The sequence below is a fragment of the Vibrio sp. V30_P3S12P165 genome (assembly GCF_009904905.1).
GTDB lineage: Bacteria > Pseudomonadota > Gammaproteobacteria > Enterobacterales > Vibrionaceae > Vibrio > Vibrio fujianensis.
Genome location: NZ_WXWH01000058.1, coordinates 17,848 through 31,297 on the forward strand (window position 1 = coordinate 17,848; position 13,450 = coordinate 31,297).

Consider the following 13,450-nt stretch of genomic DNA (forward strand, 5'->3'; position numbering starts at 1 on the left):
ATTACGAGGAGTATTACCGTGGATAAACCTTGGCTTTCACGTTATCCCGCCGATGTACCGGAAACCATCAATCCTGATCAATATTTATCATTGATTGAGATGTTTGAGCAGTCAGTACACAAGTATGCGGATCAGCCTGCTTTTATGAATATGGGCTCAGTAATGACATTTCGTAAGTTGGAAGAACGCAGTCGAGCGTTTGCTGCCTATTTACAAAATGAGCTTAAGTTAAAAAAAGGCGATCGAGTCGCTCTGATGATGCCCAATTTATTGCAATATCCTGTGGCACTCTTTGGGATTCTGCGTGCGGGTATGATTGCCGTGAACGTCAATCCACTGTATACCCCTCGTGAATTAGAACACCAACTCAATGATGCTGATGTTGGTACAATTGTTATTGTGTCTAATTTCGCCAATACGTTAGAACAAATTGTCGACAATACCCAAGTTAAGCACGTGGTCTTAACGAGCCTTGGGCAAATGCTGCCGCGAGCAAAAGGTACTTTAGTCGATTTTGTGGTTAAGTACGTGAAAGGCATGGTTCCTAAATATGATCTACCGGGTGCCATTTCTATGCGTAAAGCACTGCGTAAAGGGCGACGTTTACAGTATGTCAAACCCTTCATGTCAGGAGAAGATATCGCCTTCTTACAATACACGGGGGGGACGACAGGCGTTGCGAAAGGAGCTATTTTAACGCACCGCAATATGATTGCTAACGTATTACAAGCTAAAGGTGCTTACGGGCCAGTATTGCGTGAAGGACGAGAGCTTGTGGTAACGGCGTTACCGCTCTATCACGTGTTTGCGTTAACCGTTAACCTGTTGCTGTTCATTGAAATGGGCGGGAGCAATTTATTGATCACCAATCCACGAGATATCCCCGGATTTGTAAAAGAGCTACAAAAATACTCATTCACTGCACTCACCGGGGTGAACACGTTATTCAATGCCCTAGTGAATAATGAAGACTTTCATGAACTCGACTTTAGCCATCTCAAACTGTCGGTCGGTGGTGGTATGGCTGTACAACGTGCGGTCGCTGAAAAATGGAAAAAGATCACCGGAATCCATTTATTAGAAGGCTATGGTTTGACCGAATGCTCTCCTTTAGTGACAGGCAACCCTTATGATCTTTCCGATTATTCGGGGGCGATTGGTTTGCCTGTACCGTCGACTGAAGTCCGAATTGTCGACGATGAAGGGCAGGTGTTGGGATATGATCAAACGGGTGAGCTACAAGTTCGTGGCCCTCAAGTGATGCAGGGATACTGGCAACGCCCAGAAGCCACCAAAGAAGTGATTGATGAAGAGGGATGGTTATCCACTGGTGATATTGTCAAATTCGATGAACAAGGCATGGTCTATATTGTTGATCGTAAAAAAGACATGATTCTTGTCTCCGGTTTCAACGTTTATCCAAATGAAATTGAAGATGTGGTTGCGTTACACGGTAAAGTGCTTGAAGTGGCAGCGATTGGTCAACCTCATGAGGTTTCAGGCGAAGTAGTGAAAATCTATATCGTCAAACGCGATCCAAGTTTGACCAAAGAAGAGGTGATTGCTCATTGCCGTAAGCACCTAACGGGGTATAAAGTACCTAAATTGATTGAGTTCCGTGAAGAACTACCAAAAACCAATGTCGGTAAAATTTTACGCCGCGTATTGCGTGAAGAAAATGATGCACAACAAGCAGAAAAGGCAAAAAGTGCTTAGTTCTGTTGCTCAGTGATCACCATTTATAGTGTTACAATGCCGACTCAACTTGTCGGCATTGTTCTTTTTAACCTCATCGACTCTTAATCAACCAAGGCAAAGTGAGCCATTTGTGAATTATCAAATTATTAACCAATTTAATGAACTACAACGAATTTGTACACTCGCTCGTCAATCGGATGTAGTAATGCTGGATACCGAGTTTGTGCGGACTCGTACTTTTTACCCACAACTTGGCCTGATTCAGTTATTTGATGGTGAAACACTGGCGTTGATTGACCCACTGGCTATCGAAGATATGAGCCCTTTCATGGCACTATTGCAAGATGTTTCAGTACTTAAAGTACTGCATGCTTGTGGTGAAGATCTGGAAGTATTCCAACACCGTTTTGGGTGCGTCCCTTTTCCTATGGTTGACACGCAATTAATGGCCGCGTTTACCGGTTATGGGCTTTCCACCGGCTTTGCTGCTTTGGTGCAAGATTTATTAACGGTCACATTAGACAAAAGTGAATCACGTACCGATTGGCTGGCAAGGCCATTGTCACAAAAGCAGCTCGACTATGCTGCTGCAGATGTTTTTTATCTATTACCTATGTATGAGCAATTACTGACCAAAGTTCGTCAGATGGGGTGGTGGGATGCGGCACAGCAAGAATCGTTACTGCAAATTGAGAAAAGAACCCGGGTGACTGACCCAGAGAATGTTTATCTTGATATTAAAGGAGCATGGCAGCTTAATCGACCAGCATTAGCGATTTTAAAACCCTTAGCCACATGGCGTTATCAAGAAGCCATGAAGCGAGATTTAGCGCTTAACTTTGTGATTCGAGAGCATGACTTATTAACCATTGCTCGTTTAGCTCTCCACTCGCCGAAACGGATGGAAGAGGAAGGCATTGACCCTCATGTTATTCGTCGTCATGGAGCGAAAATTTCACTGATAGTAAAAGAGGCAAAGCAAATTCCTGCGCAACACTATCCAGCATTAATCGTGCCTTTGATGGATCATCCCGGCTATAAGCAACTGTTTAAGAAGCTCAAAGATGAAGTGAAAGGGGTCTCGCAAATATCCGGCTTATCAACGGAATTTTTAGCCTCCAAAAAGCAGCTAAATCAGTTAGTGAATTGGGTTTGGAATAAAGGCCGAGATCCAGAATGCCTCCCTGAGCTGATGCAGGGTTGGCGTTTACCGCTACTCGGTGAGCGATTAAATAACTTGATAAAGTGACCACTTCGATCATTCCCGCCTAGGCGGGAATGATCGGCTGGCGATTATTTTTCTTCATCGGGCAATTTAACGTTTAACTCCAGCACAGAAATATCATCGCCTTTGTGCTCAAAGGAAAGTTCAACCATGTCAGGATCAATCGCCACATACTTAGCGATCACCTTCAAGATATCTTCTTTAAGCTGGGGCAAATAGGTTGGGGCTGGATCGCTTTGACTGCGACGCTCAGCGACAATGATCTGCAAGCGTTCCTTGGCTAAACTTGCTGAATTTTTTTTCTGTGGGCGGAAAAATTCAAGTAATGACATAGGGTTAGCCTCCAAAAAGTCGTTTAAAGATGCCTTTCTTTGGCTCAGTTAAAAAACGGAACTCAATTTCCTGCCCGAGCAGTCGTTCAACCGTATCATCGTACGCTTGGCCAGCATCAGATTGCTCATCAAAAATAACGGGAATCCCCTTATTTGAAGCATTTAATACAGCTTGGCTTTCTGGGATCACCCCGAGTAAAGGAACGTGTAGAATTTCTTCTACATCTTCGACACTGAGCATTTCCCCCTGACTAACACGGGTTGGATTATAGCGCGTGAGCAGCAGGTGCTGTTTCACGGGTTCAAGCCCTTGCTCTGCCCGTAATGACTTCGAATCCAGAATGCCTAAAATGCGGTCAGAATCACGGACTGAAGAGACTTCAGGGTTGGTGGTGACAATGGCCTCATCAGCATAATACAGCGCCATTAATGCCCCTTGTTCGATCCCTGCGGGTGAATCACAAATAACAAACTCAAAGCCCATTTCATTGAGTTCATTTAAAATACGTTGCACCCCTTCTTTGGTCAGTGCGTCTTTATCTCGTGTTTGTGAAGCGGGGAGAATAAACAAGTTGTCATTGCGTTTATCTTTGATTAGCGCTTGGTTAAGCGTGGCTTCGCCATTGAGCACATTGACGAAATCGTAAACCACACGTCGTTCACACCCCATGATTAAATCTAGGTTTCGCAGGCCGATATCAAAATCGATCACCGCCGTCTTTTTGCCTTTTAAAGCTAAACCAGACGCAATAGCTGCGCTGGAGGTGGTTTTGCCTACCCCACCTTTTCCTGACGTTACAACAATAATGCGTGCCATCTAATGAGTTTCCTTTCGATGCTAAATTGTGAGTAATTCAAAATGCAGTGACTCTTCGCTTAAACTCAGCATCACTTTCTTTTGCCAAAACCCACTATCAATTTGATCGCTCAGCCAATAATTCCCTGCAATGGAAACTAGTTCGGCTTGTAAATCGTGACAAATAATACGTGCTTCTTTTTGCCCACTAGCCCCTGCAATTGCTCGGCCGCGTAGTGTGCCATGAATATGGATTGAACCATCGGCGATCACTTCTGCCCCAGGGCTAACATGGTTTAAAATAACCAAGTCACCGTCTTTTGCATACACCTGCTGCCCTGAACGTATCGGATTGCGAACCACTTTGGTCGGTGCCATCTGGGTCGGAGCGTGAGATGGCGTATTACTGGCCGTCATCACCGCAAACCCCGCGGAAAAAGCTTGTGTTTGGCAACGTTTATCTTTACACCCCGTAATGCCAACGGGGACAAAACCGGCTTCAATAATGCCATTTTTTAGTGTAGCAAAATCAATCTCACCCACTACTTTATCAATGTTTAAAACAATCGGCGCATTGGCAAAAAAAGCGGGGGCTTGCTCTGTTTTTTGTTTTAGAAAATTCACCGTAGTCTCCACTTGATTATCCGCCAGATGCAGTACAGATAAAGTGAAACTACGGCCTTTTAGGTCAGGTATATTTGACATCGTAACGTTGACCTCAATAAACGCCTGTTCTATACCTAAGCGAATCTACAATTTAAGCGAAGGTACAATGAGTGCACAATCCCTCTTTATTTGTCGGAAAAGGGCATTTGGTATAGGGTAATTAGCGTTGTCGGAGACTATAGTTGTCATGTTATATTCAGCGCCTTGGTACAGCAAGTTATCTTGCCGTCAATTCGGTGATTTCCTCGCAATTTTAGCGGTGATGATCCGAAATGAGCGAAATTTTATCCCCAATGCGGGAAAATTCAATGGAAAGGGTTGGCATGCTTTGTTCTATCTATAAGAGTTCAAAAAAAGAAGGCACTTATCTCTATATTCCGAAGAGAGATGATTTTTCACAGGTTCCTGACACCTTAATGCAGACTTTTGGTAAACCTATTTTTGTCATGTTAGTTAATCTGGCCAAGCGTCAATTGGCCTACGTGGATGTCGAGAAGGTGAAAACGGCGTTGGGGCAACAAGGGTTTTTTTTACAATTGCCGCCACCACCAGAAAATTTATTAGCACGTTATAAAGAACAAAAACAGCAAAATAGACAAGGTTCGTAACCCGGATGGTTTGAGGAGAGTCTTTTGAAAAAAATTGTGTCAGTGATACTAGGGATGGCATGTTCATGGCCATTATGGGCAAATCCAGTCAGTTTTGAACAGTATGTGGAAGGGTTAAAGCAAGAGGCGCGTCAAGAGGGGATTTCTGAATCGATCTTAACGGCGGCGTTTGCGAATGTGGAACATCGTCCTCGCGCCGTTACTGCTGATCGTAACCAGCCGGAAAAACGGCTAACCTTGGATGAATATATTCCACGCGCAGTACCCGATTGGAAGGTTAACCAAGCTCAGGCGTTATATGATCAACATTACGATGAGCTACAGCGGATTGGCAAACAGTATGGGGTTCATCCACGTTTTATTGTCGCGCTCTGGGGAGTCGAGAGTAACTTTGGCCGCTTTACTGGTAACTATTCGGTGATCGATGCGTTGACCACAATGGCTTATGATGGACGACGTGAAGCGTTTTTCCGCAAAGAAACCATGGCCGCATTGCAAATTTTACAGCAAGGGCACATCCAGATAGACGAGATGAAAGGCTCTTGGGCTGGAGCAATGGGGCAATGCCAATTTATGCCTAGCTCATTTTTGGCTTATGCAGCCGATGGAAATGGCGACGGGAAGAAAGACATTTGGGGAACCACGGCGGACGTCTTTGCATCAACGGCTAATTATCTCAGCCAATCGGGGTGGGATGATCGATACACTTGGGGGCGACAAGTTAAAATACCACAAGGGTTTGATCGCAGCTTAGAAGGTCGCCAAGCAGGCAAAGCAAAATACCTACAAGAGTGGAGCCAACTGGGTGTGACCCGCTATGACGGTCAACCATTGCCAAAACTCGATCAGGATATTCAAGCATGGCTGATTATTCCAGATGATGAAAAAGGGCGAATCTATTTGGTGTACAACAACTATAATGTGCTGATGAAGTGGAACCGTTCACACTATTTCGCGCTAGCGGTCAGTCATTTAGCCGATAGAATTAAATTTTAAGCCAACAAACACTTTTAACGAAAGGGCTGGTTATCAGCCCTTTTTGATCATAACCATAGGGGTGAATGTGTTATCAGATCGTGCCGGGCAAATGGTGATCTTTGCTGCGTTAGTCAAACAACAAGGGTTTACCGCGGCAGCTAAAACATTAGGCGTTTCGGTCTCCCATGTGAGTAAGCAATTAGCACAACTGGAAGCTGCACTAGGAGCAAAGTTGATCCAGCGAACCACACGCAGTTTTACTTTGACTGAAACAGGCCAAGCCTTTTATGACCATTGCGCTCAGCTCGTGAGCATCATTGATACCGCCCAGTCAGAGGTGGAAAGTCAGCGCGATGAAGTCTGCGGATTATTAAAGCTGGGTTTATCGCAGTCGTTCGGAACCTTGCATATTCTGCCGACCTTAGAGGCGCTGCATCAGTTGTACCCGAAATTAAAAATTGAAGTGCATTTATTTGATCATAAAGTCGATATGCTGCAAGAAGGGCTCGATCTCTGGATCACGAGTAATGAAATCTTACCAGAGGGCTACGTTGCTCAACGTTTAGTCGATTGTCAGTTTATTGTCGCGGCTTCGCCCGATTATTTATTGCAACACCGCATACCTCAAACGCCTCATGATCTGCTGACCCATAATTGTTTAATTTATCGCAGTTGGGAGCGAGACTATACCCATTGGTCATTTGCCAATGCTGAGCAGCAACTGACCATCCAAGTCTCAGGAAATTATTCGGTTGATCTCGCCGAAGCGGTGCGTGATGCCGCGGTTGCAGGGTGGGGGATTGCCTATTTAGCCACCTATTTAATTCAGGATGAATTTCGTCAAGGTAAACTGATTCAACTGTTACCCGATTGGCGTGCCAACCAAGTGATGCCGTTTTATGCGGTTTATCCAAGCCGTCAACATATGCCTAAGAAAATCACTGCGGTCATTGATTTTATCAAAGCCAAAATTGGCTCACCTTGTTACTGGGATCAGCAACTAGCTCCTTATCTCCGTTTTAGTCAAAATGAAAGATAATGGCGCGAAATTTTTTCTCTCCTGAGAAATATTTTTTCTAAATGGAAATAATAGCATCAAGCAATCGTTTAGTTATTTATAAATCAAACAGTTAAATATGGGTGTCACAAAGGGATATTTTTAGTGCGATCCGATTAACATTTGCCACTTGCGCAATCCGATTTGAGGAATAGAATCCCACGCCTTCCCTTATTGGTAAACTTTTCGGATGCTTTCATGAACTCACTTCTTGGTGTTGCCGCGATTTTAGTTATCGCTTGGCTACTTTCTACAAACAGAAAAAATATTCAATTGAAAACGGTGGTTCCCGCCTTTTTGCTGCAAGTCGGTTTTGCGCTATTGGTGCTGTATGTGCCGATGGGTAAGGACATTTTAAATCAGGTGACTGGAGCGGTGTCACATTTAATTGATTATGGACAAGAAGGGATCCGCTTTATCTTTGGTGGTTTAGCGAATGATAGCATTGGTTTTGTATTTGCGATTAATGTACTTGGCATCATTATCTTTTTCTCAGCATTGATTTCAGGCCTTTATCACATCGGATTAATGCCTAAAGTCATTAATGTTCTCGGTGGTGGGATACAAAAACTGCTTGGCACAGGAAGAGCTGAATCACTTTCCGCAACGGCCAATATTTTTGTCGGTATGATTGAAGCACCACTGGTTGTGAAACCCTATTTAAAACAGATGAGTGACTCACAATTTTTTGCCGTGATGACGTGTGGGTTAGCCTCTGTCGCTGGAGGAACATTAGTTGGTTACGCTTCACTGGGCGTAAATTTAAACTATTTGATTGCTGCGGCGTTTATGTCAGCTCCGGCCGGTTTGTTAATGGCCAAAATATTAGTACCAGAAATCGAGCCTCATATTTTACCGCAATGTGATGATTTAGCTGACATGCCTAAAGCAACCAATGTTGTCGAAGCGGTGGCCGATGGAGCCATGTCTGGGTTACGTATCGCGGTCGCCGTTGGTGCCACCTTATTAGCCTTTGTCAGTGTGATTGCACTACTTAACGGCCTGCTCGGTTGGGCGGGCAGTTTGGTAGGGGTCGAACTTAGCTTTGAGTTGATTTTAGGCTATCTATTTGCGCCGGTTGCATGGCTACTGGGCATTCCATGGCACGAAGCAATCACCGCTGGGGCACTTATTGGCAATAAAATTATCGTCAATGAATTTGTGGCCTTTATTCAGTTAATGAACGTTCAATCGCAACTGAGCGAACATTCTCAAGCCATTGTGACCTTTGCACTGTGTGGCTTTGCCAATATTTCAACCATGGCAGTATTGATTGGTGGGCTAGGCAGCTTAGTGCCAGAGCGGCGCAGTTTTATTTCTCGATATGGTTTTCGAGCTATTTCGGCTGGGGTCTTAGCCAATTTAATGAGCGCGGCTTTAGCGGGCGTGATTCTTTCGCTGTAACGCTGGCAAAGACAAAGCAACAAAAACGGCGAGCCAATAAAAAGCTCGCCGTTTTTGTTCGCATGGCTGAGCGTGGGTTAGTCGGTGTGGAACAGCTCGCAGGCCATTAAGGTATTTTCTATTAAGCTTGCTACCGTCATCGGCCCAACTCCGCCGGGAACCGGCGTAATAAAGCTGGCTCGGGTACAAGCGACATCATAATCGACATCGCCGACCAGCTTACCGGTTTCTGAACGGTTAATACCGACATCAATCACTACGGCACCTTCTTTAATCCAATCGCCAGGAATAAAATGAGGTTTTCCGACCGCCACGACCAAAACATCAGCCTGACGAACGTGGTGTGCTAAATCTTTCGTGAAACGGTGGCAAGTAGTCGTGGTGCAACCGGCTAATAACAGCTCCAAAGTCATGGGGCGACCGACAATATTTGAAGCCCCGACGATCACGGCATGCTTACCCCGCAAAGGAATATTATAGCGCTCTAATAGGGTAATAATGCCCTTGGGGGTACATGAGCGTAAGGTCGGAATTCGCTGAGCTAAGCGGCCCACATTATAGGGGTGGAAGCCATCCACGTCTTTATCCGGCAAGATACGTTCCAGCACTTGTGTGGTATCAATTCCGGCAGGAAGTGGTAATTGCACTAAAATGCCATCAATCGTGCTATCGGCATTTAAGGTATCAATTATTGCGAGTAACTCCGCTTCACTGGTGTTTGCCGGAAGGTCATAGGATTGAGAAACAAACCCGACTTCCTCACAGGCACGACGTTTACTGGCGACATACACTTGAGAGGCTGGATCTTCTCCAACCAATACTACGGCGAGTCCTGGGGCTCGTCGTCCCGCTTCAATACGTACTTTGACACGAGCCGCAACTTCTGAACGTACCGTTTGGGAGATTAACTTTCCATCAATTTTTTGAGCCGTCATGACTTTCCTTACTTACGCATTAGTAGCCAAAAATTTTGCGCGAATTGTCGCAAAGATCAAGGGAAATATCCACAAGCAATCGTTTGCTTTGTTTGGCTTTTAAGCAAGCGGCTAGCGCATGGGTAGAAAATAACCAATTTATCCTCAATCGAGCGGTAGGGAAGGGCTTGATTTATCATCCGTTCACTTGCCATGGCAAAAAAATGAGTGTGCTATTGTTTTTAATTTAGGCACTTAACACACAAGACCGCATAAAGCCGTTGATTTACCTTAGTGAATTCGTATAATGCCAACCCTGTAATGCGCCCTTAGCTCAGTTGGATAGAGCACGTGCCTTCTAAGCATGTGGTCACAGGTTCGAATCCTGTAGGGCGTGCCACATTTGAGAGGCGTGAACGGGTTATAACCTGTTCACGCTTTTTTCTTTGTCGCCGATTTCACCCGAGCATCGGCAAGTGGCTGGCATAACGACGATTATGTTTGCTATCTCATAAAACCATACTAAACCTCATTATAAATTCATGATTTTTGTGATTCGGCTGGTATCATAAGGCCAATGTTTTGCACCTCAAGAAATCTTAAATGAACGAACAAGAGCAACACTTCCTCAAATCGTTAGAAAGCAAGCTTTGGACAGCCGCAGACAAACTCCGTGCCTCACTTGATGCCTCTCAATACAAGCATGCCGTGCTGGGGCTAATTTTCGTTAAATATGTGTCTGACGCCTTCACCCTGCGCCAAGAAGAGCTAAAACAAGATTTTGCTAACCCTGACCACGAGTACTTCCTCGATCCTGAAGGTTACACGGCAGAAGAATTGGAACAAGAAATCGCAATTGAGTTAGAACAGCGCGATTACTACCAAGAAAAAAACATATTTTGGTTACCGACTGAATCTCGTTGGCAGTTTCTGCAAGACAATGGCCCTCGTGTGATTGGCGGTGCGGACTTGGTTATTGATGGTAAGACCAAGAAGATCACCTCGGTTGGTCACCTGATTGATAATGCGCTGGAAGGGATTGAGCGCGACAACCAGAAGCTAAAAGGTGTGCTCAACAAGCACTACGCCTCGCTAAAAATTGATCAAGCAAAACTCAATGAGCTGATTAACCTAATCGCAACCATTCCGTTTAATCATAAATCCCTGAACAGCAAAGATATTCTTGGTCATATTTACGAATACTTCTTAGGTCAGTTTGCCCTGGCTGAAGGCAAAAAAGGCGGTCAGTTCTATACCCCTGCCTCTATCGTTAGCTTGATTGTGGAGATGATTGAACCGTTTGAAGGCCGTGTCTATGACCCTGCAATGGGTTCCGGCGGTTTTTTTGTCCAGTCAGAGAAATTTATTGAACGTCGTGCTAACCAAAAAGAGATTGATCCGCTCACGCAAAAACAAAGAATCTCGATTTACGGTCAGGAATACAACTACACCACATGGCAACTGGCTGCGATGAATATGGCGATTCGTGGGCTGGATTACGATTTTGGCAAAGAGCCTGCTAGTACCTATACCAACGACCAGCACCCTGATTTACGTGCCGATTTCATCATGGCGAATCCGCCGTTCAATATGAAAGAGTGGAATACCGGCGTTGATGATAACGATCCGCGCTGGGTATACGGCACACCGCCTTCAGGGAACGCCAACTTTGCGTGGATGCAGCATATGCTCTACCACCTTGCGCCGGATGGCTCGCAAGCTTTACTGCTGGCTAATGGTTCGATGAGTTCATCCACCAATAACGAAGGGGAAATTCGTGCCGCCTTGGTCGAGAATGATTTGGTTGAATGTATGGTCGCGCTGCCGGGGCAACTGTTTACCAACACCCAAATTCCGGCTTGTATCTGGTTTTTAACCAAAAATAAACAAGCGCGCACCGATAAAGCGGGCCGTAAGCTGCGTGACCGCAAAGGCGAGGTGCTGTTTATTGATGCGCGTAACCTTGGCTATATGAAAGACCGCGTACTGCGTGATTTTAGACCAGAGGATATTCAGAAAGTCGCTGACCTGTTCCATGCTTGGAAAACAGGCGAAGAAGTGAATGGCGTGACGTATCAAGACCAAGCCGGTTTTTGCAAATCCGCAACCTTAGCAGAGATTAAAAAACACGATTTTGTACTCACTCCGGGACGTTACGTTGGCGCGACTGAAGAACTGGACGATGGTGTGCCATTTGCTGAGAAAATGGCAACGCTAACCGCTAAGTTAAGCGCGCAGTTTTCTGAGTCAGCCACGTTAGAAGCTGAGATCAAGAAGAACTTAGCGGGGTTGGGTTATGAGCTTTGATTGGCCTGAATTTACGATTGATGAATTAAAAGCTCCAACAAAAGGTGCTATTGCTATGGGGCCATTTGGCTCTCGTATCAAAGCCGAAAACTTCGTTGATTCTGGTGTTCCGGTTCTTAAAGGTGGCAATTTACATGGCGCTTACATCAATGATAGCGATTGTGATTTCCTCACTGAAGAAAAAGCAGATGAATTAAAGTCATCGGTAGTGTACGAAGGAGATATTGTAATTACTCATCGTGGAACAATAGGACAAGTAAGCATTGTCTCAGATGAGTCTAAATATCCTCGATATGTAGTATCACAAAGTCAATTGAAAATTTCTCTAGATAAAACAAAAGTTAACCCATATTACGTTAATTACTATCTGAGAAGTCGATTGGGCCAGCATCAACTATTGTCATTTGCATCTCAGGTAGGTGTTCCGGCAATCGCTAAAGCTTCGACCTCAGTGAAGCAGATTCGGGTTCCCTGTCCCCCTTTGATAATTCAGGAAAAAATCGTAGATTTTATCCGAGCTATAGACCGTAAACACACTAATAACAGCAGTGTTAACCAAACCCTAGAAGAAATGGCGCAAGCCATCTTCAAATCATGGTTTGTCGATTTCGACCCAGTGAAAGCTAAGATGAATGGCGAGCAACCAGAGGGTATGGATACGGCCACTGCCTCGCTATTCCCCGAAAAGCTCGTTGAGTCTGAGTTGGGCTTGATTCCTGAGGGTTGGGGTGTTGGTGAATTATCAAAGCTGTTTGAACTCCACAGGGGATTCGACTTACCAAAATCTAAACGCCAAGACGGGGAATATCCTGTCTATGCTGCGGGCGGTTATCATGGTACCCACAATGAGTTCAAAATGGAGCCTCCGGGTATCATAACTGGGCGAAGTGGCGTGATCGGGAATGTATATCTTTCTCTTGATAAGTATTGGCCACTAAATACAACGCTTTATGTTCGAGAGTTTAGAGCATGTGGGCCATATTATGCTTACCACTTACTCCGTTCACTAGATCTTAAGTCCTTAAACTCTGGCTCAGCAGTGCCGAGTCTAAATCGTAACTTTGTACACTCAACAAATGTGTTTCATCCGGACTCTGATGTATTGGCGAAGTTTGAAGAGATTGTTACTCCTCTATTTGAAAAGATGGTCGCTAATAATGAACAAAATAAGTCTCTTTCAAAGCTACGCGATACTCTTCTTCCTAAATTGCTTTCCGGCGAAATCGAGTTAGGACAGGCTCAAGAATTAGCCGAGGTCGAATAATGGCAACCCGAGTAGAAATGATTATCGAAACGCTCAAGGCGAACCCCGACAAGAAGTTTACTGCTCGGGATTGGCAATCGGCAAACCGCATCGTCTCTGAAAATAGGGATTTCCACCATTATATTGAGCAGGTTGGCATTGATAACCAAACCGGACGGTTGATTAAGAGCGCATGGAATAAATAATAAGGATAAAGGCTTA

At 44.8% G+C, this 13,450-nt stretch carries 13 protein-coding genes and 1 tRNA gene; 10 read left to right on the forward strand and 4 right to left on the reverse strand.

Going from position 1 to position 13,450, the window contains the following annotated elements; all coding sequences use genetic code 11:
• The first annotated feature begins 18 nt into the window (after nt 1-18).
• Entirely contained in the window at nt 19-1,716 is a 1,698-nt protein-coding gene (gene fadD / locus CAG57_RS11580; RefSeq protein ID WP_161430883.1) for a long-chain-fatty-acid--CoA ligase FadD, read from the forward strand.
• 112 nt (nt 1,717-1,828) lie between these two features.
• A complete protein-coding gene (rnd, locus tag CAG57_RS11585) occupies nt 1,829-2,947 on the forward strand; it encodes a ribonuclease D (protein ID WP_161427787.1) in 1,119 nt (372 codons plus the stop codon).
• Nucleotides 2,948-2,991: 44 nt separating this feature from the next.
• On the opposite strand, the gene minE is transcribed toward rnd, so the two are convergent.
• Genes minE through minC form a run of 3 tightly spaced genes read right to left on the reverse strand, consistent with a single transcriptional unit; the run spans nt 2,992 to nt 4,756 of the window.
• A complete protein-coding gene (gene minE / locus CAG57_RS11590) occupies nt 2,992-3,255 on the reverse strand; it encodes a cell division topological specificity factor MinE (protein ID WP_099611424.1) in 264 nt (87 codons plus the stop codon).
• 4 nt (nt 3,256-3,259) lie between these two features.
• Entirely contained in the window at nt 3,260-4,072 is an 813-nt protein-coding gene (gene minD / locus CAG57_RS11595) for a septum site-determining protein MinD (protein ID WP_161427786.1), read from the reverse strand.
• A gap of 21 nt (nt 4,073-4,093) precedes the next feature.
• Complete coding sequence (gene minC, locus CAG57_RS11600) at nt 4,094-4,756, reverse strand: septum site-determining protein MinC (protein ID WP_161427785.1); 663 nt, start codon at nt 4,754-4,756, stop codon at nt 4,094-4,096.
• A gap of 284 nt (nt 4,757-5,040) precedes the next feature.
• On the opposite strand from minC, the gene CAG57_RS11605 reads away from it, so the two are divergent.
• From CAG57_RS11605 to CAG57_RS11620, 4 genes are all read left to right on the forward strand, one after another.
• Nucleotides 5,041-5,325 (forward strand): YcgL domain-containing protein, encoded by a 285-nt coding sequence (locus CAG57_RS11605; protein ID WP_099611421.1) that lies wholly within the window; start codon nt 5,041-5,043, stop codon nt 5,323-5,325.
• Between the two features lie 24 nt (nt 5,326-5,349).
• Nucleotides 5,350-6,321, forward strand: coding sequence for a lytic murein transglycosylase (locus CAG57_RS11610; protein WP_161427784.1), 972 nt, complete (start codon nt 5,350-5,352; stop codon nt 6,319-6,321).
• Between the two features lie 67 nt (nt 6,322-6,388).
• Nucleotides 6,389-7,342: a LysR substrate-binding domain-containing protein gene (locus tag CAG57_RS11615; RefSeq protein WP_161433891.1), complete on the forward strand. Its 954-nt coding sequence runs from the start codon at nt 6,389-6,391 to the stop codon at nt 7,340-7,342.
• Between the two features lie 216 nt (nt 7,343-7,558).
• Nucleotides 7,559-8,764, forward strand: coding sequence for a NupC/NupG family nucleoside CNT transporter (locus tag CAG57_RS11620; protein WP_099611418.1), 1,206 nt, complete (start codon nt 7,559-7,561; stop codon nt 8,762-8,764).
• Between the two features lie 77 nt (nt 8,765-8,841).
• Here CAG57_RS11620 and folD read toward each other — a convergent pair whose 3' ends face one another.
• On the reverse strand, nt 8,842-9,699 hold the full coding sequence (gene folD, locus CAG57_RS11625; RefSeq protein ID WP_161426955.1) for a bifunctional methylenetetrahydrofolate dehydrogenase/methenyltetrahydrofolate cyclohydrolase FolD: 858 nt from the start codon (nt 9,697-9,699) through the stop codon (nt 8,842-8,844).
• 302 nt (nt 9,700-10,001) lie between these two features.
• Between folD and CAG57_RS11630 the strand changes: the two genes are divergently transcribed.
• From CAG57_RS11630 to CAG57_RS16065, 4 genes are all read left to right on the forward strand, one after another.
• A tRNA-Arg gene (locus CAG57_RS11630) sits at nt 10,002-10,078 on the forward strand.
• 203 nt (nt 10,079-10,281) lie between these two features.
• Nucleotides 10,282-11,985, forward strand: coding sequence for a class I SAM-dependent DNA methyltransferase (locus CAG57_RS11635; protein ID WP_161426956.1), 1,704 nt, complete (start codon nt 10,282-10,284; stop codon nt 11,983-11,985).
• Entirely contained in the window at nt 11,975-13,249 is a 1,275-nt protein-coding gene (locus CAG57_RS11640; protein ID WP_161433843.1) for a restriction endonuclease subunit S, read from the forward strand. The genes CAG57_RS11635 and CAG57_RS11640 overlap by 11 nt, the downstream gene beginning before the upstream one ends.
• Nucleotides 13,249-13,434, forward strand: a complete 186-nt coding sequence (locus CAG57_RS16065) for a hypothetical protein (protein WP_202597842.1) — start codon at nt 13,249-13,251, stop codon at nt 13,432-13,434. Before CAG57_RS11640 ends, CAG57_RS16065 begins: the two co-directional genes overlap by 1 nt.
• Nucleotides 13,435-13,450: the final 16 nt, after the last annotated feature.